At 71.8% G+C, this 16,881-nt stretch carries 17 protein-coding genes; 14 read left to right on the top strand and 3 right to left on the bottom strand.

The window, feature by feature from the left end; all coding sequences use genetic code 11:
- Window positions 1-3: 3 nt before the first annotated feature.
- The gene (locus CRP30_RS09080; protein ID WP_097183607.1) at window positions 4-867 is read right to left on the bottom strand and encodes a methylenetetrahydrofolate reductase; all 864 of its coding nucleotides are present in this window, start codon (window positions 865-867) and stop codon (window positions 4-6) included.
- A 361-nt stretch (window positions 868-1,228) separates the two neighbouring features.
- On the opposite strand from CRP30_RS09080, the gene CRP30_RS09075 reads away from it, so the two are divergent.
- The 6 genes from CRP30_RS09075 to CRP30_RS09050 all read left to right on the top strand — a co-directional run bounded on the left by CRP30_RS09075 (window position 1,229) and on the right by CRP30_RS09050 (window position 5,968).
- Window positions 1,229-2,821: a sensor histidine kinase gene (locus CRP30_RS09075; protein WP_235003281.1), complete on the top strand. Its 1,593-nt coding sequence runs from the start codon at window positions 1,229-1,231 to the stop codon at window positions 2,819-2,821.
- The gene (locus CRP30_RS09070) at window positions 2,818-3,480 is read left to right on the top strand and encodes a response regulator (RefSeq protein WP_235003280.1); all 663 of its coding nucleotides are present in this window, start codon (window positions 2,818-2,820) and stop codon (window positions 3,478-3,480) included. Before CRP30_RS09075 ends, CRP30_RS09070 begins: the two co-directional genes overlap by 4 nt.
- Window positions 3,481-3,690: 210 nt before the next feature.
- Entirely contained in the window at window positions 3,691-4,422 is a 732-nt protein-coding gene (locus tag CRP30_RS09065) for an alpha/beta fold hydrolase (RefSeq protein WP_097183605.1), read from the top strand.
- A gap of 1 nt (window position 4,423) precedes the next feature.
- Window positions 4,424-4,702 (top strand): muconolactone Delta-isomerase family protein, encoded by a 279-nt coding sequence (locus tag CRP30_RS09060; RefSeq protein ID WP_097183604.1) that lies wholly within the window; start codon window positions 4,424-4,426, stop codon window positions 4,700-4,702.
- A 47-nt stretch (window positions 4,703-4,749) separates the two neighbouring features.
- Complete coding sequence (gene ligA / locus CRP30_RS09055; RefSeq protein WP_097183603.1) at window positions 4,750-5,118, top strand: protocatechuate 4,5-dioxygenase subunit alpha; 369 nt, start codon at window positions 4,750-4,752, stop codon at window positions 5,116-5,118.
- On the top strand, window positions 5,111-5,968 hold the full coding sequence (locus CRP30_RS09050) for a class III extradiol dioxygenase family protein (RefSeq protein ID WP_097183602.1): 858 nt from the start codon (window positions 5,111-5,113) through the stop codon (window positions 5,966-5,968). Before ligA ends, CRP30_RS09050 begins: the two co-directional genes overlap by 8 nt.
- A gap of 55 nt (window positions 5,969-6,023) precedes the next feature.
- Here CRP30_RS09050 and CRP30_RS09045 read toward each other — a convergent pair whose 3' ends face one another.
- The gene (locus CRP30_RS09045) at window positions 6,024-7,385 is read right to left on the bottom strand and encodes an aminomethyltransferase family protein (RefSeq protein WP_097183601.1); all 1,362 of its coding nucleotides are present in this window, start codon (window positions 7,383-7,385) and stop codon (window positions 6,024-6,026) included.
- Between the two features lie 14 nt (window positions 7,386-7,399).
- Window positions 7,400-8,671 carry an MFS transporter gene (locus CRP30_RS09040; RefSeq protein ID WP_097183600.1) on the bottom strand — a complete coding sequence of 424 codons (1,272 nt, stop codon included), beginning with the start codon at window positions 8,669-8,671 and terminating at the stop codon, window positions 7,400-7,402.
- A gap of 303 nt (window positions 8,672-8,974) precedes the next feature.
- On the opposite strand from CRP30_RS09040, the gene ligM reads away from it, so the two are divergent.
- The 8 genes from ligM (at window position 8,975) to CRP30_RS09000 (ending at window position 16,854) form a co-directional block, all read left to right on the top strand.
- A complete protein-coding gene (gene ligM / locus CRP30_RS09035; protein WP_097183599.1) occupies window positions 8,975-10,375 on the top strand; it encodes a vanillate/3-O-methylgallate O-demethylase in 1,401 nt (466 codons plus the stop codon).
- A gap of 269 nt (window positions 10,376-10,644) precedes the next feature.
- Entirely contained in the window at window positions 10,645-11,427 is a 783-nt protein-coding gene (locus tag CRP30_RS09030; RefSeq protein WP_097183598.1) for an ABC transporter ATP-binding protein, read from the top strand.
- Window positions 11,414-12,124 carry an ABC transporter ATP-binding protein gene (locus tag CRP30_RS09025; protein WP_097183597.1) on the top strand — a complete coding sequence of 237 codons (711 nt, stop codon included), beginning with the start codon at window positions 11,414-11,416 and terminating at the stop codon, window positions 12,122-12,124. The genes CRP30_RS09030 and CRP30_RS09025 overlap by 14 nt, the downstream gene beginning before the upstream one ends.
- A gap of 1 nt (window position 12,125) precedes the next feature.
- Window positions 12,126-13,007, top strand: a complete 882-nt coding sequence (locus CRP30_RS09020; RefSeq protein ID WP_097183596.1) for a branched-chain amino acid ABC transporter permease — start codon at window positions 12,126-12,128, stop codon at window positions 13,005-13,007.
- 11 nt (window positions 13,008-13,018) lie between these two features.
- Window positions 13,019-14,110 carry a branched-chain amino acid ABC transporter permease gene (locus CRP30_RS09015; RefSeq protein ID WP_097183595.1) on the top strand — a complete coding sequence of 364 codons (1,092 nt, stop codon included), beginning with the start codon at window positions 13,019-13,021 and terminating at the stop codon, window positions 14,108-14,110.
- Window positions 14,107-15,369 carry an ABC transporter substrate-binding protein gene (locus tag CRP30_RS09010; RefSeq protein ID WP_097183594.1) on the top strand — a complete coding sequence of 421 codons (1,263 nt, stop codon included), beginning with the start codon at window positions 14,107-14,109 and terminating at the stop codon, window positions 15,367-15,369. Before CRP30_RS09015 ends, CRP30_RS09010 begins: the two co-directional genes overlap by 4 nt.
- A 139-nt stretch (window positions 15,370-15,508) precedes the next feature.
- Complete coding sequence (locus CRP30_RS09005; RefSeq protein WP_097183593.1) at window positions 15,509-16,162, top strand: GntR family transcriptional regulator; 654 nt, start codon at window positions 15,509-15,511, stop codon at window positions 16,160-16,162.
- Window positions 16,159-16,854: a 4-carboxy-4-hydroxy-2-oxoadipate aldolase/oxaloacetate decarboxylase gene (locus tag CRP30_RS09000; RefSeq protein ID WP_097183592.1), complete on the top strand. Its 696-nt coding sequence runs from the start codon at window positions 16,159-16,161 to the stop codon at window positions 16,852-16,854. The genes CRP30_RS09005 and CRP30_RS09000 overlap by 4 nt, the downstream gene beginning before the upstream one ends.
- Window positions 16,855-16,881: the final 27 nt, after the last annotated feature.

Genomic DNA, 16,881 nt, shown 5'->3' with positions numbered 1-16,881 from the left:
GGCTCAGCCAAGGCTCTTCAGCATCTGCTGACGCCAGGCCTCGGTCGGCCCGAGGTCGTTGAACGTGAAGACGTGGAAGCCCTCGATGTTGTTGTCCGGCTTCCCCATGTGCGGGGCCAGCCCCTTGATGATCCTGTTGGGGCTGTAGCCGCCCGGGATGAAGAACCGCCAGAACAGGTTCTGCTGCTTCTTGAGGAACTTGGCCGACTCGCCGATCCCGAGCCCGCCGGAGACCCGCAGGAGCTTCTGGCGGTGCACCGCGCCGGGGACGCCCACGTGCACCGGGAGCTCGATGCCGCGGTTCTTGAGCTCGCGCGCCCACTCCAGGATGACGACCGGGTCGAAGACGATCTGGGTCTTGATGTGGGTGGCCAGGGGCGCCTTGTCCTTGAGCGCCTGGAAGAGCGTCTCCGTGGACGCCGTGGGGTGACCCTCGGGATGCCCACCGATGCCGATCTCGGTGAAGCCGTGGTCGAGTTCGTGCAGGGCGACCAGCAGGTCGTGGGCGTGCCGGAACTCCGTGGGCTCCTCGGTCGGGTCTCCGCCGACCACGAAGACGTCGGTGATCCCGGCCTCGCGGCACCGCGCCACGATGTCGGCCAGGTGGGCGCGGTCGCGGACCTGCCGGGCGGACAGGTGCGGGGCCACCGTGTAGCCGTGGCCGACGAGGGCGACGGTGAGGTCGATGGTGACGTCCTGCCCCTTCGCGGGGGAGGCGGTCACCGTCAGGCGCACGTCCTTCGGCACGGAGTCGAGCACCGCCTGCTCGGTCTTCTTGAACGGGATCACCTCGTAGCCGAGGTCGTCGAAGGCCCGCCTCAGCGAGTTCCGGGTCGCAGCGTCCCGGACGGTCAGCGCGCGCTTCACGTAGTGCCTCCCTCTGCACGGGCCGGTCGCGGGGGGTCCCCGCGGCGGCCGTCGGTGCCGCCCTGCCGGGCCGCCCGGTGGGGCAGGCTCCGGGCGGTTGGTCCCATACCCACCATCGTGACCCGCATCACCCGCCGGCCGGCACGGTGATATGGCGGCACCCGTGACGCCGGATCGGCGGTCGCCCATGCGTCAATCGTCGCGAGGGGCGCAGGCAACACCCGCCGTCGTCCTCACGGGCACTGCCCCCGTCGGGTGTACCGGCCCCTCCGGCTCCCGTCGCACGTCCCCGGCATGTCAGCATCTCCCTGGAGTGACCCGGGCCACCCGGGCACCGGAAGCCATGCGGAGGAGGGCCGGGGTGGGACCACGAGGACCGGGCGCCGTCGCCACGCCACCGGCTCCGACGACGTCCGACGACGACGTGGTGAGGTACGCCCCGGACGGGCTGGCCGTCATCGACGCCGAGGCGCGGTTCGTGCAGGCCAATCCGGCCGCCGTCCTCCTGTGCGGTCTGGACCCGGACGCCGTCGCGGGCGTCCCCTCGCCGTTCCCCCCGCCCGACCCGGCGGGCGGCACGAGGACCGGTGAGCTGACCGTGACGTGGGAGCCGGTGCGGGGCCAGCGGCGCGAGTTCGCCTACGTCCTCGCCCCGGTCGCCGGCCAGCAGCGGTGGATCGCGTCCTTCCGCGACGTGACCCTCGGCCGGCTGCGCGAGCGACGACTGGCCGCGATCGCCAAGGCCGCCTCCGACGTCGCGTCGAAGCGTTCGCTGGTCGGCACCCTCGAGGCGCTGGCGCAGGAGGTCGCGCGCACCGACGCGCTCGCCGGCGTCCAGGTCCTGACGGTGAACTCGGCGGGCGACCGGTTGCACGTCATGGGCTCCTCCGGCTTCGGCCGCGGGGCCCAGTTCTTCGACAAGCTCATGGCCTGCCGTGCGCGCGGTGCCCGGCTGCTGATGCTGGAGGCGCTGGAGAACCGGGAGCCGCTCATCGCACCGAGCCGTTACGACGCCGTCATGCAGGATCCCGCGTGGGCCCCCCTGCACGACGTCATGGGCGACCCCCGATGGGACTGGTTCGTCAGCGTGCCCCTCCTGGCCCGCGGCGAGCCGGTCGGCATCCTGAACGCGTTCTTCGCACCCGGGCAGGTCGTCGGTGACACCGAGCTGGAGTTCCTCCTGGCCATGGCCGAGCAGGCCGCGATGGCCGTCGACCACGCTGCCCTGCTGGAGCGCGAGCGGGACGTGGCCCGCCGCGAGGAGCGCCAGAAGCTGGCCCGCGACCTGCACGACTCGGTCGTGCAGCAGGTCTTCTCGATGATGATGCAGGCGCGCTCGCTGGGGGTGCTCGTCGCCCGCGGGCTGCCGCCCACCCCGGAGAAGGTCGCCCAGGTGGCCGACGACCTGAGCGGCAGCGCCGAAGCAGTGCTGGCGGATCTGCGCGGCATGGTGGTGGAGCTGCGGCCGGCGGCCACCACCGCGGGAGGGCTCGTCTCGGCGCTGCGGTCCCTGGTCGACACGACGTCGGCGCGCACGGACCTGGACGTGTCCTTCGACCTCGAGGATCCCGCCGCGGAGATGTCCGCGCTCGATGCCGACCTGCTGGAGGACGTCTACCGGGTCGTCGCCGAGGCATTGCACAACAGCGTCAAGCACGCCGACGCGTCGACGATCCACGTCCGGCTCGCGGTCACTCCCCGCGGCAGCCGACGTCGGCTCGTCGCCGAGGTCACCGACGACGGGCGTGGCATGAGCGCCACCGGCGTCGCCCGCCCCCGCGGCTCCGGGTCGAGCGGGCTGGGCATGACCGTCATGCGGGAGCGCGCGGCCCGGTGGGGCGGCGCCGTGCGGGTCCAGCAGCCGGCAGCGGGTGGGACGACGGTGCGCCTGACCCTGCCCCTGCAGACCTCGATGCCCACGCGGCCGTGGGCGGGAATGGGGGTCGCGCCGTGACCACCTCCCTGCCGATCCGGGTGCTGGTGGTGGACGACCACGCGGTCGTGCGCCGGGGCGTCGTCGCCTACCTCGAGGCGCTCGAGGACGTGGAGGTCGCCGACGAGGCCGGTGACGGCCAGGAGGCGCTGGACCGGCTCGCGCGGGCGGCGGCCCACGGCGAGCTGCCCGACGTCGTCCTCATGGACCTGCAGATGCCCGGGATGGACGGGGTGACCGCGACCGCGGAGGTGCTCCGCCGGTTCCCGCAGCTCAAGGTGGTCATCCTCACCAGCTTCGGCGAGGCCGAGCGGGTGCACGCGGCCCTGGAGAGCGGGGCCTCCGGGTACCTGCTCAAGGACGCCGGACCGGCCGAGGTGGACGCGGCGCTGCGGGCAGCCGTCCGCGACGAGGTCTTCCTCGACGCCGCGGTGACCCGCCGGCTGACCCAGGAGATCCGTGCGCCGCGCACCGGGCTCGGCGTGCTCACCACGCGCGAGAAGGAGGTACTGGTCCTCGTCGCCGAGGGCCGGTCCAACAAGGACATCGCCGGGCACCTGCTCATCAGCGAGCGGACGGCCCGGTCGCACGTCAGCCACCTGCTCACCAAGATGGGGCTGACCTCGAGGACGCAGGCCGCCCTGCTCGCCGTCAAGGAAGGCCTCGTCCAGCCCCGCTGACGGACCGCGCCCGCGTCGGGGCGGGGGACAGGGCCGGAGCGGGGGAGTGGCCGGCCCGGATCACGACGGATGACGCGGGCCGGTGCTGCCGCAGCGGCGGAGCCGTCGTGTCATCGGGCCGATCCCGCCGGACCGTGCCGTGCCTAGGGTGACGGTGGCGTGGGCACAGGTGTGCCCACCGGCCCCCACGTCGTCCGAGGAGGCGAGAGCATGACCACGTTCGTCCTCGTGCACGGGGCCTGGCACGGCGGGTGGTGCTGGGACCGCGTCGCTCCCCGGTTGCGCGCGGCCGGTCACGAGGTGCACGCGCCGACGCTCACGGGGCTGTCGGAGCGGGCCCACCTGCTCTCGCCGCTCGTGGGACTGGACACGCACGTGGAGGACGTGGTCCGGGTGATCGACGTCCTGGGCCTGACCGACGTCGTCCTCGTCGGGCACAGCTACGCGGGGCAGGTCGTGACCGCCGTCGCGGACCGCCGCCCCGAGGCCGTCGTCCAGCGGGTCTACCTCGACGCCTTCGTGGGCGCCGACGGCGAATCGGCCCGCGACCTCCTGCCCGAGACGGTGGAGCACCACTGGGCGCAGTCCGCGGCCGAGCAGGGGTTCGGGTGGCTGGTGGCCGTGCGCAAGCTGTCGGTCCTCGGGGTGACCGAGCAGTCCGACGTCGACTGGCTGGTCCCGAAGCTCACCCCGCACCCGTGGAAGACCTACACCGACCCCCTGCGGCTGACCGGGGCGGTCGACGCCGTGCCGGCCGCGTTCGTCGAGTGCGTGAGCTGGATGCGGGTCTTCGCCGGCCAGGCCGATCGCGCCCGCGCACGCGGCTGGCCGGTGCACGAGCTCGACACCGGGCACGAGGCCATGGTCACCGCGCCCGAGGAGCTGGCCCGAGTGCTGCTGGAGATCGCCGACGCCAGGTCGGACGAGAAGGAAGAGGTCTGACGTGGAGTTCCTGGTCCGGTCCGAGAACCGGCTGCCGGCCGACACCCCGCCCGAGCGGCGGGAGGAGCTGCGGGCCGGCGAGCGCGCGCGGGCGATGGAGCTGCGGGCCGCAGGTGTGCTCAAGCGGCTGTGGCGGGTCCCCGGCCGTAACGCGACCATCGGCCTCTACGAGGCCGAGGATCCGGCCGCGCTGCACGACGCGCTGATGTCGCTGCCGATGGCGCCCTGGCTCGACGTGCACGTGGAGGCGTTGGCGACCCACCCGCAGGAGCGGACGTGACCCTGTCGTCCCTGAGCGCACCGGTACGGGAAAGAGGAACGACATCGATGAGCACCGAATCGGGCGCCGGCCGCCCGGACCTGCCGGGCACGCCCATCTTCGACGGCGACAGCAGCCGCCGCGGGCTGCGGATGAACAAGCTGTTCATGAGCCTGCGCGACGCCGGCAACCGCGAGCGCTTCCTCGCCGACGAGGCCGCCTACTGCCGCGAGTTCGGGGTGAGCGCCGAGCAGGAGAAGGCGGTGCTCGACCGCGACTGGCAGGCCATGATCGACCTGGGCGGCAGCATCTTCTACGTGTACAAGCTGGCCATGATGGACGGCCGGTCGATGCAGTACCTCGGTGGCGTGTTCACGGGCATGGGCGAGGACGACTTCCTCGCCGCGATGCGGGCGGGAGGGCGCCGGGATGGCTGAGGTGATCTGGGGTCTGGCGACCTCGCACGTGCCGTCGATCGGCGCGGCGATGGACCGCGGAAAGACCGACGACCCGAACTGGAAGGCGTTGTTCGACGGGTACGCCCCGGCGCGGGCCTGGCTCGCCGAGCACCAGCCGGACGTGGCGATCGTCGTCTACAACGACCACGCCAACGGCATCGACCTCGACTTCGTCCCGACCTTCGGCCTGGGCACGGCCGAGCGGTACGAGGTCGCCGACGAGGGCTTCGGCCGCCGTCCGGTGCCCGACGTGATCGGCCACCCCGAGCTGTCCCTCCACCTGGTCGAGAGCCTGATCGACGAGGAGTTCGACCTCACCGTGTTCCAGGAGCTCGCCGTCGACCACGGCTTCACCGTGCCGTTGTCGGTGTGGACCCCGGATCCCGGGGACGCCTGGCCCTGCCCGGTGATCCCGCTCCTGGTCAACGTCATCCAGTACCCGCAGCCCACGGCCGCCCGGTGCTACGCGCTGGGCCAGGCCCTCGGGCGGGCCATCCGCAGCTATCCGGAGGACATCACGGTCGGCGTCCTCGGCACCGGGGGCATGTCGCACCAGCTGGCGGGGGCGCGGGCCGGGTTCATCAACCCGGACTTCGACCACATGTGGATGGAGACGATCGAGACCGATCCCGGGCAGCTCGCCGCCATGTCCCGCGAGGAGCTGATCCGCAAGGCCGGTTCCGAGGGGATCGAGCTGATCATGTGGCTGGTCATGCGGGGGGCGATGGACGACCGGGTCACGAAGGTGCACTCGGACTACTTCGTGCCGGCGTCCAACACCGCGGCCGGCATCGCGCTCTTCGACAACCGGAACGGGCAGCCCGCCTGAACCGCTGACCGCCGGTGCCCCGGGACGAATCCCTCCCGGGGCACCGGGGCGCACGTCAGCGGGAGCGGTAGTTCTCCCGGGCGAAGTCCACGAACGGGACGGGGGCGACGGTGGCGCGGATCTCCACCTGCACGTGCTCCTCGACCGCCGGCTTGGCCGACACCGGGTGCTCGCCCCACACCACGGTCACCTCGGTGCCGGGCTCGGCGTACTCGTTCTCCAGGGTCGCCAGCGAGACCATGACGCGTTCGTTGGCCAGGTAGCCGCAGTCCAGCGAGATGCCGACCTGGCGGCCGTCCACGAGCACCTTGTCCTCGTGGTGGGTGGCGTAGCGGGCCTTGGGCATCTCGATGTACTTGGCCCCCGGGCCCGGCCGGTACATCGCACCGACCGCCGCGGTGACGTCGTCGGCGTTCCACACGAGCGTCATCTTCGTCCGCGGCGGCGCCTCGGCGAGATCCTCGAGCGCCTCGCGGCCGACGAAATCGTGGTCGAACCGGACGGTCTTGCCGTAGCCGATGTCGAACGGCGTGAGGTAGTAGTCGCGGATGTGGGGGGAGTCGAGGCTGCCGCCGAGGGAGCCGACCTTCGACACCGGGAGCCACTCCCGGTACTCCTGCACGAGCGGGTCGTCGGAGAAGAGCGCGGGCAACGGCGCCGGCACCCACCCGGACTCGAGGTTGGCGGTCGAGTACGCCTTGGCGCCGACCCGGACCAGCCCGTGGTGCTCGCCCGCGGACAGGAGCGCGTCGAGGACCGCCTCGCCGTCCTCCCACGGGCCGAACAGCTCGAAGCCCGGCTGGCCGGCCATGCCGTGCCGCAGGCCGCGGACGCGGCGGCCCGCGATGGTGAACCCGGCCATGCTGAAGAACCTGACCTCGGGCAGCGGGGCGCCGGTCACCTCCTCGATGAGGGCGGCGGCGGTGGGCCCCTGGAGCTCGTAGCGGTAGAGCTTCGGCGGACCGGAGGCGCGCACCGCGGAGTTGTCGTCGCGCTCGACGGTGGCCTCGTAGTCGCCGCGCTCGAGGTTGAAGGTGACCCAGTCGAGGACCATCGGGTGCCCCACCAGGTCGAAGAGCTCCTCCTCGAGGTGGAAGAGGATGGCGTCCCCGATCATGTACCCCTCGGGGTCCACGGCGACGAACTGCTTGGCCTTGCCCACGCCGAAGTTGGCGAAGGTGTTGACCCCGGTGTCGCTGAACAGCCGTAGCGCGTCCGGCCCCTCGACGAAGAGGTCGGTCATGTGGTGCGACTGGTCGAGCAGTGCGCAGCTCTCGACCCAGGCCCGCTGCTCGGCGCGCCAGTTCGTGAACTCCGGCTTGACCGGGAAGGTGCTCGGCGGGAAGGCGAGGTTCCTGAGCAGCTCCACCGGGCTGCCGGCGCGGGCGAGCGCGGCAGCGAGACTCTCGGAAGACATGGCTGACCTACCTTTCATCGTGGCGACGGGCGGGCCGGAGACCCTCCCGAAAGCGCTGGAGACGGTTGCGAGCCCTGGCGTCCGGCGCGTGGCAGCACCACGGCACCGACCGCCACGAGCCCGGTCAGGCACACGAGCACGGCCGACTGGGCCGCCCCGGTCGCGACGGCCGTGCCCACGGTGACGACCAGGGGCGGACCGAGCAGCTGGCCCACGGCCGACCCCTGGGTCACCAGGCCGATGGCGGCCCCGGCCGAGTCGGTCCCCGCCGACACCGCGGCGAGGCCGGCGAAGAGGGCGGACGGGACCAGCCCCGCGACGAAGGAGAAGGCGATCGCGGACGCGACCCGGAGGTTCGTCGGGAGGCCTGGATCCATCACCCCCCAGACGGTGACGGCCATGCCGGCACACCCCGCGAGGATCACCCACCGCAGCGGCGCGCCCCGGTGCAGCAGGAAGGCCCCGAGGAGGTTGGCGGGGGCGTTGACCAGGAAGACGACGGCGCCCACCAGCCCGGCGGCGGCCACGGACAGCCCGTTCCCGACGAGGGCGGCCGGCAGCAGCCCGACGACGGCCAGGTACTGGGCGGCGTAGAGGCCGAAGGCGACGGTGATGATCAGGACGGACGGTGACCGGAAGGCCCCCAGGAGTCCGTCGACCGACGCCCGCCTGCGCACCGCGGCGGACGGCACCCAGCGCAGGACCACCAGCAGCACGCCCGCGGCCAGGCAGGCATCGGCGACCGATGCCCCCTGCCAGCCCACCAGCGCGATCGCGGGCGGCACGAGGAGCGCGGCCAGGCCCGAGCCCACCGGCATGTAGGCGCCCCAGGCCCCGGCGACGAGCCGCCGGTGCTCGGGGCCGGCCACCTCCGAGAGCAGTGGCGGGGCGGCGAGGATCACCATCACCAGCCCGAGCCCCTCGCCGACGCGGGCGACCAGCAGCCCCGGCAGCGAGTCGGCCAGCGCACCACCGAGGTCGGCGACGACGATCGCCGCCAGTCCGAACCGGACCTGGCGACCGAACCCGAGCGTCTGCCCCAGCCACCCGAGCAGGACGCCGCCGGCGGCGCCGAGGGCGCTCACCGTCGAGAGGTACCAGGCGGCGGTGGTCGAGTCGAGCCCGAAGTCCTCCTGGAGGACGGGCAGCGCGGCCGCGGCTCCGCCGATCTGGGCGGCGGCCACCACCCCGGCGCCCATGAGGCCGGCCACGGCGCCCCAGGACGTCCGGCCGGGATCGATCGCCCCGGGCAGCGGAGCTCCCGCGCCTCCCGGGCGACGCGCCATCAGCTGCCCCTTCCGTGGTTCGGACGGGGCCACTCTGACCGATACCGGCCGCCGCCGTCGCGCCGGGAGCGCAGGCCGCCCGACAAACACGTCAAATGACCCGGACGTCCCGTCATCCGACGCACGCCGAGCCGCCGTAACGGCCGGCGCCGGGTGACGGATGCCCGTGTGCCGGGACACATCCGCCGTCCTAGGCTGCACGCGACGGTGTGGCGCGGGCCACTGGCAGGCACGCCACCGGCCACAGGCCACGGGCCGGCTCCGCCGGTCCGCAGAGGTGACAACCGACCAGAACGGAACAACATGACCGCGAAGAACCTGCAGGAGCTGCTCGACCAGACCGGCGACACCGTCGGACTGCTGCGCAACTCCCAGCTCGGCACCTACATCTACCCGGTGGTCCCCTCCGAGTTCACCAACTGGCGGCGCGAGCAGAAGGCATGGCAGCAGACCGCCGTGCTCTTCGACCAGTCGCACCACATGTTCAACCTGTTCATGAAGGGCCCGGACGCCCTGAAGCTGATCTCCGACACCGGGATCAACAGCGTGGCGAACTTCCCGGTGAACATGGCCAAGCAGTTCGTCCCCGTCACCCCCGCCGGCCACGTCATCGGTGACGGCATCCTCTTCCACCTCGACGAGGACGAGTACGTCTACGTCGGCCGCGCGCCCGGCGCCAACTGGCTGCAGTTCAAGGGTGAGACCGGCGGCTACGACGTCGAGATCCGCAACGATCCCCGGTCTCCGTCGCGCCCCTACGGCAAGCAGGTCAACCGCGACCTCTGGCGCTTCCAGATCCAGGGCCCCAACGCCTGGCCGATCATCGAGAAGCTCAACGGCGGCACGGTGGAGCAGCTCAAGTTCTTCCGCATGGGCGAGATGACCATCGCCGGCGAGAGGGTGCGCACCCTGCGCCACGGCATGGCCGGCGCGCCGGGCCTGGAGGTCTGGGGCCCCTACGAGAGCTACGACCGGATCCGCGAGGCCATCCTCGAGGCCGGCCGGGAGTTCGGCATGGAGCCCGTCGGCTCGCGCGCCTACTCCACCAACACCCTCGAGTCGGGCTGGATCCCCTCGCCCCTGCCGGCGATCTACACCGGCGACGAGCTGCGTCCCTACCGCGAGTGGCTCGGCGCCGACAGCTACGAGGCGACCAATGCCATCGCCGGCAGCTTCGTGTCGGAGAACATCGAGGACTACTACACCAACCCGTGGGAGCTCGGCTACGGGTCGTTCGTGAAGTTCGACCACGACTTCATCGGCCGCGACGCCCTCGAGGCCGTGGACAAGGACGCCCAGCGCCGCAAGGTCACCCTGGAGTGGAACTCCGACGACCTCGCCACGCTGCTGTCGTCCCCGGTCGAGGGCGCGAAGTACCAGTTCTTCGACCTGCCGAACGCGAACTACGGGTCGTCGAACTTCGACAAGGTCGTCGACGCCGACGGCACCGTCCTCGGCGTGTCGATGTTCACCGGCATCTCGGCGAACGAGCAGAAGGGGTTGTCGCTGGCCACCATCAGCCCCGACGTCCCCCACGGCGCCGAGGTCCGCGTGGTCTGGGGCGAGCCCGACGGCGGGAGCAAGAAGACCACCGTCGAGGCGCACGAGCAGTTCGAGGTGCGGGCCATCGTGAGCCCCGTTCCCTACGCGAAGATGGCGCGGGAGACCTACCAGGGCGGCTGGCGGACGGTCGGCAAGGCCTGACCGCACCGGGCGCTGTGGCCGGGTGGCGAACGCTCGTCGCCCGGCCACGACCGCGCCCGTCCGCCGACGTGACCGTCGGCGCCCCCGGCGAGCCACGGTCGTCGTCGGGGGAGCGCAGGCGACCGCTGAGGGGTCCGGACCGGCCCCGGTGACGGTCGCGCAACATTCCCGCCAGGATCGTCGACAATCCCCGGCGGGGTGCATAGGTTCCCCCGGCGGGCAGCGGCCCGCTCACCGGAGCAACGACGCAACGGGTGGAGAGACGACCAATGGCGGCTGAACTGACGCTGCAGGACGTGAGCCTGCAGTTCGGCGGCATCAAGGTGCTGCAGGACGTGAGCTTCGCCGTCGAGCCGGGCCAGATCTTCGGGCTCGTCGGGCCCAACGGTGCGGGCAAGACCTCGCTGTTCAACTGCATCAGCGGGCACTACAAGCCGACCGCGGGCACCGTGCGGATCGACGGCACCGAAGTGCAGGGGGCGCGTCCGGCGACGCTCGCCAAGCACGGCCTGGCCAGGACGTTCCAGCACCCCGCGCTGCAGCTGCACGAGACGGTGCTGGAGAACGTGCTGCTCGGTGCGCACACCCGGCTCCCCGGTGGAGCGCTCGAGTGGGCGGTGCGGCTGCCGCGCACCTGGCGCGCGGAGAAGGCGTTGCGTGCCGAGGCGCTCGAACTGCTCGAGCGCAACGATCTCGGGTGGGCGGCGCACCTGCCGGCCGACGAGCTGTCGCACGGCCTGCACAAGGGCGTCGAGCTCTGCCGCGCGCTCCTCATGAAGCCGCGGCTGCTGCTCCTCGACGAGCCCGCCGCCGGCCTCCCGCACGCCGAGGTGGAGACCCTGATCGCGACGGTCCGGCGCCTGCGCACGGACGACGACATCACCGTCGTCATCGTCGAGCACCACATGGGCCTCATCGCCGCCCTGACCGACCGCGTCGTCGTCCTCGACCACGGCGCGAAGCTCATGGAGGGGACGGCCGCCGAAGCGCAGTCCGACCCCCGGGTCATCGAGGCGTACATCGGGAAGGACGCGGCAGATGACGCTGCTTGAGCTCGAGGACGTCACGGCGTCCTACGGCCCCGTGCAGGTGCTGGACGGCGTGACCCTGAGCGTCCCGGAGAACGGGGCGGTCGGCATCCTCGGCGCGAACGGCGCCGGCAAGACCACGACCCTCCGCGCGATCAGCGGCACCGTCCGCGCGGGTGGGCGCATCGTCTTCGACGGCAAGGACATCCGGGGGATGCGGCCCGACCAGGTCGCCGCGCAGGGCATCGCGCACGTGCCGGAAGGGCGCGGCACGCTCGGCGACCTCACCGTCCGCGAGAACCTGATGGTCGGCGCGTACCTGCGCAAGGACCGCAAGGGCATCGACGAGGACGTCGACTACTGCCTGGACCTGTTCCCGAACCTGCGGGAGCGCATCACGTCGAACGCATCGGCCCTGTCCGGCGGTGAGCAGCAGATGCTCGCGGTGTCGCGGGGGATCATGTCGAAGCCGCGACTGATGCTCCTCGACGAGGCCTCGCTCGGTCTCGCGCCGAGCACCGCCAAGAACGTCTACGACGCGATCCGGCGCCTGCGCGTCGAATCCGGCATCGCCATGCTCGTGGTCGAGCAGAACGCCAACCTCGCCTTCACCCTCGTCGACACGGCGACGGTCCTGGAGACCGGACGGAACGCGCTCACCGGCTCGTCCGCCGAGCTCAAGGGCATGGACGAGATCCGCCGCGCATACCTGGGAGGCTGACATGGGGGAATTCGTCCAACTCGTGGTCGACGGCCTGTCGACCGGCTCCGTCTACGCCGCCATCGCCCTCGCGATCGTGCTCGTCCACTCGGCGACCGGGCTGGTCAACTTCGCCCAGGGCGGCATGGCCGTGCTCGCCGCGTACGTCGCGTGGGTGCTGACCAACCAGAGCGTGCCGCTGGTCGTCGCCGTCCTCGCGTCGATCGTGTTCTCGTTCGTGCTCGGTGCCGTGGTCGAGCGGTACCTGATGCGGCGGTTCGAGCGGGGCGACCCCGACACCGCCGTCGTCGTCACGATCGGTCTGCTGACCCTCATCACCGGCATCGCCGGGTGGCTCTGGAGCTACAACAACCAGCAGTTCCCGTCGCTGTTCCCCCTCGACACCGTGTCGTTCCTGGGAGTGTCGATCAGCATCCGCTCGATCGGCACCACGCTCTCGATCGTCGCGGTGATGATCGTGCTGCAGCTGCTGTTCGTGCGCACGAAGCTCGGCCTCGCACTGCGGGCGGTCGCGATCAACCCCCAGTCCGCGGCGTTCTCCGGGCTCCCCGTCGAACGCCTCCTCATGGTCGGCTGGGGCCTGGCCGCGGTGCTCGGGGCCGTCGCCGGCGCGCTCGTCGCGCCGCAGCTCACACTGACCCCCGGGATGCTCGACAACGCCCTGGTGTACGCGCTGGCCGCCGTCATCCTCGGCGGGCTGACGAGCCCGGTCGGCGTCGTGATCGCGGCCTGGATGATCGGCGTCCTGGAGAACCTGGCGGCGGTGTACGTGCCGTTCATCGGTCACGACCTCAAGATCGCCGTGCCGTTCATCCTCCTGTTCGTCGTCCTCGTCGTCCGACCCCAGGGCCTGTTCGGCCGGAAGACCGTGGTGCGCGTGTGATGGCCCGAGTGATGACAGCCCCTGCCTCGTCCCCGTCGTCCCCGTCCTCGTCGTGGCGCCGGCGCCCCTGGGTGCGCTGGGCCACTCCGCTGCTGATCGTGGCCGTGCTCGCGGTGCTGCCCCTCGTGGGGACGGAGTTCCAGAACGAGACGCTCGCGCGCATCGGCGTCTTCGCCGTCGCCGTGCTGGGCCTCAACGTGGTCATGGGCTACACCGGCCAGGTCTCGCTCGGGCAGATCTTCTTCCTCGGGTTCGGCGCGTACGTCACCGCGTACGGGGTCTCGCAGGACTGGAACATCGTCCTGGTCTTCGTGCTGGCCTGCCTGCTGCCCGCCGCCGCGGGACTGCTGGTGGCACTGGCCGCCGCCCGGCTCGGCGGGCTCGCGATTGCGATGGTCACGATCGCGCTGCCCATCGTCGGCGTACCGCTGGCCAAGCGGCTCAACGAGTACACGGGTGGATCCCAGGGCCTGTCGGCGCGGTTCGCGGAGTCTCCGGAGGGGAGCGGGCTCTACGACGACCAGTGGACGCTGTACCTGGTGATCGCCATCGGCGGCGTCGTCTTCCTGCTCACGCACTTCCTGGTCCGCGGCAAGTACGGGCGGGCCTTCGCCATCGTCAAGGGCAACGAGAACGTGGCTGCCTCGATGGGCATCTCGCCCTACCGCTACAAGGTGCTGGCGTTCACGATCGCGTCGGCCATCGGCGGCGTGAGCGGATTCCTGTACATGCTCGTCATCCAGTACACGTCCCCCGAGACCATGAGCTTCGGGCACTCGATCGAGCTGCTCGCCGCCATGGTGATCGGCGGCGCGGCGAGCATCGTGGGCTCGCTCCTCGGCGGGGCGTTCTACGTGCTCGTCCCGCAGCTGACGAACCAGGTCGACGCGAGCCTCACGGCGCTGCTGCAGGGAGCGATCCTCCTGGTGGTCCTGTTCGTCCTGCCCGGCGGCCTCGCGTCGCTGCCCCGCGCGCTGACCCGCGGACGGCGGCGCCTGCGCGCCGGCCGCGGCCCCGCCGCGCCACCGACCACTCCGTCGTCGACCCCCGGGTCGGGCACCGCGGCGGAGCAACCAGAGACAGAGAGGCAAGGTCACGCATGAAGAGGCACTTGGGATCGCGGAAGGCGGTCGGCATCGCCGCGGCGTCGGCGCTCGCGCTGACCGTCACCGCCTGCGGCGGCGGGAACGACGCCGGCCGTGGCGGCGACGCCGCCGAGGGAGCGCCGAGCCCCGGCATCACCGACACGTCGGTCACGCTGGGCATCACCACCCCGCTCAGCGGCGCCACCGCGGGTCCGGGCACCTGCACGGTCGCCGGCGTCACGGCGTACATGGGCATGAAGAACGCCGAGGGCGGCATCGAGTTCGGCGACGGGAAGACCCGCACCGTCGAGATCGAGGCGCTGGACGACACCTACGACCCGCAGCAGGCGAAGGCGAACTACGACCAGCTGAAGGACGACGTCTTCGCGATGACGGCCGGGCTGGGCACGCCGACGAACCGTGCCTGGCTCGACGCGGCGATCGCCGACGAGGTGCCCCAGGTGCTGATCATGACCGGCGACCCGATCTTCAGCGAGACCGAGCAGAGCCCGTGGCAGCTGGGCTTCGTGCCCATCTACCAGAACGAGGGCGAGGCCTTCGGAGAGCTGCTCGCGACCTCGACCGAGGAGCACAAGGTCGCGATCCTGGCGCAGAACGACGACTACGGCGAGGGCTACGTCGAGGGCTTCAAGTCGGCCATCGAGGGCTCGGACAACATCGAGATCGTCGACGAGCTCACCTACGAGGCGACCGACACGTCCGTCGACGCCCAGCTCACCGAGCTCGCCAACAGCGAGGCCGACATCTTCTTCAACGCCATGTCGGTGACCCCGCTGATGATCTCGGCGCTGCAGAAGGCCCAGCAGCTGGGCTGGACGCCGAGCTGGTTCCTGCCCTCGAACACCTCGAGCCCGACGGCGATCCTGGAGCCCGGCGGCGCCGCGGCGTACCCCGGCATCTACTCCGTCTCCTTCTCCAAGGCGCCGCAGAGCCCCGCGTTCGCCGAGGACGAGGACGTGCAGACGTACCTGTCCGCACTGAAGGATTACGGGAACTACCCGGACCCGCCGGCGTTCCCGCACTGCCAGTGGAGCTGGATGGTCGGCGCGACGCTGGAGCAGGCCTTCCAGAACATGGAGGAGCCCACCCGGGACAGCTTCATGGAGGCACTGCGCTCGATCGAGGGCTACGAGGCGCCGCTCATGCTGCCCGACACCTCGGTGAGCACCGGCGAGGACGGTCAGCCGGCGGTCTCGACGGTCGTCGTGCAGAAGTTCAACGGCCGCGGCTACGACACGGTCGAGACCTTCGAGTGACCGCTGCGTGATGCGGAGGGGCGGTCCGTCCTCGGACGGGCCGCCCCTCCGTCCGGCAATCGGGCCGGACCTCTCGACCGGCCCTCGATTGGCGACAGGATTGTTGGCAATCCGTGGGAGCCTCCGATAGCGTGCCGGCATGGCTTCCCCGGCTCAGGACATGGCGGAGCGCGCCCTGCGCGTCGCGATCTCCCGCGGTGACATGCCGCCGGGATACCGGCTGGTCGAGGCGGAGCTGGTCGCGCTGATCGGCGTGAGCCGCAGCGCCGTCCGGCTGGCCATCGACGCCCTCGCCGCGGAAGGCCTGGTCGAGCGCGTCCAGAACAAGGGCGCCCGGGTGCGGGTCGTCTCCACCGAGGAAGCCATCGCCATCACCGAGTGCCGGATGCCGCTCGAGGGCCTGCTCGCCCGCAAGGCGGCCGAGCGGATCACCGACGCCGAGGCCGACCGGCTGGGCGCACATCTGCACGCCATGACCGCCGCCGTGGACTCCGGTGACGTCCTCAAGTACTCCGAGCTGATCCAGCAGCTGCACGGCATGGTCGGCGAGGCGGCGCGTCACCCGATCGCGGCGGACCTCGTCGGCCGGCTGCAGGCGCAGCTGGTCCGCCACCAGTTCCGGCTCTCGTTGCGGCCCGGTCGTCCCCGCGTGAGCCTGGGCGAGCTGAGCGAGCTGGTGGACGCGATCACCGACCGCGACCCCGGCCGGGCCGAGGCCGCGGCGGTCACCCACTTCCGCAGCGTCATCGTGGCGCTGTCCGACGCGACCCCGGACCTCGGAGGACCAGCGTGAGAACCGTCGTCGTGACCGATCCGCCCCGCGCCGACGTGGGCGACGCCGAGAAGCTGGGCGCCTTCGGCACAGCCACCGTGCACGAGGCGCTGGGCCGGGTCGGCTACCTCGGACCGGATCTCCGCCCGGCCTGGCCCGGTGCGCGGACCGGCGGCACCGCCGTCACGGTCCTGTCCTGGCCGGGCGACAACCTGATGATCCACGTCGCCGTCGAGCAGTGCCGGCCGGGGGACGTCCTCGTGGTCGCGACCACCTCGCCGTCCACGGACGGGTTGTTCGGGGAGCTGTTCGCCACCGCCCTCGCGCAGCGGGGCGTCCGCGGAGTGGTGCTGGGCTGCGGTGTGCGCGACGTCGCGGATCTGCGGGAGATGGGCTTCCCGGCCTGGTCCCGCGCGGTGAGCGCGCAGGGCACGGTGAAGGCGACCGCAGGTGCGGTCAACGTCCCGATCGTGCTCGGCGGCCAGCTCATCCACCCGGGGGACGTCGTGGTCGGTGACGACGACGGCGTCATGGTGGTGCCGCGCGCCGACGTGCCGCGGGCGCTCTCCGCGTCGCAGGCGCGGATCGACAAGGAGGCCGCCAGCCGCGCCGCCTTCCAGCAGGGCGAGCTGGGGCTGGACCGCTACGGCATGCGCGACAAGCTGCCCGGCTTCGGCATCGAGTACGTCCCCTATGAGAAGTGGGCGGAGTGAAGTGGGCGGAGTGAAGTGGGTGGACGA

The organism is Blastococcus haudaquaticus, assembly GCF_900230285.1.
In the GTDB taxonomy this organism is placed as follows: Bacteria; Actinomycetota; Actinomycetes; order Mycobacteriales; family Geodermatophilaceae; genus Blastococcus_B; species Blastococcus_B haudaquaticus.
Note: the sequence above shows the minus strand (reverse complement) of the source record. Positions and strands in the feature narration are given on the sequence as shown.

Excerpts from the sequence above, each read along its gene's own strand:
- ligM (WP_097183599.1), top strand. The coding sequence starts at position 8,975 with ATGACCGCGAAGAACCTGCAGGAGCTGCTCGACCAGACCGGCGACACC.
- CRP30_RS09050 (WP_097183602.1), top strand. The coding sequence starts at position 5,111 with ATGGCTGAGGTGATCTGGGGTCTGGCGACCTCGCACGTGCCGTCGATC.
- CRP30_RS09005 (WP_097183593.1), top strand. The coding sequence starts at position 15,509 with ATGGCTTCCCCGGCTCAGGACATGGCGGAGCGCGCCCTGCGCGTCGCG.
- CRP30_RS09025 (WP_097183597.1), top strand. The coding sequence starts at position 11,414 with ATGACGCTGCTTGAGCTCGAGGACGTCACGGCGTCCTACGGCCCCGTG.
- CRP30_RS09045 (WP_097183601.1), bottom strand. The coding sequence starts at position 7,385 with ATGTCTTCCGAGAGTCTCGCTGCCGCGCTCGCCCGCGCCGGCAGCCCG.
- CRP30_RS09020 (WP_097183596.1), top strand. The coding sequence starts at position 12,126 with ATGGGGGAATTCGTCCAACTCGTGGTCGACGGCCTGTCGACCGGCTCC.
- CRP30_RS09010 (WP_097183594.1), top strand. The coding sequence starts at position 14,107 with ATGAAGAGGCACTTGGGATCGCGGAAGGCGGTCGGCATCGCCGCGGCG.
- CRP30_RS09065 (WP_097183605.1), top strand. The coding sequence starts at position 3,691 with ATGACCACGTTCGTCCTCGTGCACGGGGCCTGGCACGGCGGGTGGTGC.
- CRP30_RS09015 (WP_097183595.1), top strand. The coding sequence starts at position 13,019 with ATGACAGCCCCTGCCTCGTCCCCGTCGTCCCCGTCCTCGTCGTGGCGC.
- ligA (WP_097183603.1), top strand. The coding sequence starts at position 4,750 with ATGAGCACCGAATCGGGCGCCGGCCGCCCGGACCTGCCGGGCACGCCC.
- CRP30_RS09030 (WP_097183598.1), top strand. The coding sequence starts at position 10,645 with ATGGCGGCTGAACTGACGCTGCAGGACGTGAGCCTGCAGTTCGGCGGC.
- CRP30_RS09040 (WP_097183600.1), bottom strand. The coding sequence starts at position 8,671 with ATGGCGCGTCGCCCGGGAGGCGCGGGAGCTCCGCTGCCCGGGGCGATC.